Source organism: Vibrio sp. YT-19(2023) (assembly GCF_033337395.1).
In genome coordinates this window covers 1-506 of record NZ_JAWOQN010001222.1, presented here as the reverse complement: position 1 = coordinate 506, position 506 = coordinate 1, and the positions used below count along the sequence as shown (strand labels likewise).

Here is a 506-nt window from a genome sequence, read left to right as displayed (position 1 = left end):
GAAATGTACCCAGTGGTTGGACATAAAGAAGTGAAGGCGACCGTATCTAACTTCCCTAACGTTCAAGAGAACATGGCGAAGATGGACTTTCCGCAAATGGGCAGCAAGCGTGCAGAAATCTTAGCGACATGGTCTGAGAAATTTGACGCGAAATCAGAGCCAAAATCATAAGGGTTACGACAAATCCGCTTGTCAAAGGAGAGCGGTTGCTCTCCTTTTTTGCATCTTGCGAAAAGTAGAGGCACATTAATGGCCGGATACTCAGGTAGAAAAGAGGAAGTGCATGGAAATACAACGTATTAATGCGGAGCAGACGCTGCCGCTTCGACAGCAGGTTTTATGGCCAAGCAAAAGCATTGAGTTTTGCAAGGTTGATGAAGATGAAACTGGCTATCATTACGGGAGTTATGTGAACGGAGAGCTGGTGGGTGTGGCGTCAGTCTTCTTCAACAATGGCGCAGCAAGACTAAGGAAGTTTGCGGTATCTTCAAGTCAACAAGGGAAAG

2 pseudogenes are annotated in these 506 nt (G+C 46.2%); both read left to right on the top strand.

The features are described 5' to 3' along the window. Window positions 1-171, top strand: a pseudogene (locus tag R7E78_RS30955) (putative 2-aminoethylphosphonate ABC transporter substrate-binding protein); the annotation flags it as partial. A 112-nt stretch (window positions 172-283) separates the two neighbouring features. Beyond that, a pseudogene (locus tag R7E78_RS30950) lies at window positions 284-506 on the top strand (GNAT family N-acetyltransferase); the annotation flags it as partial.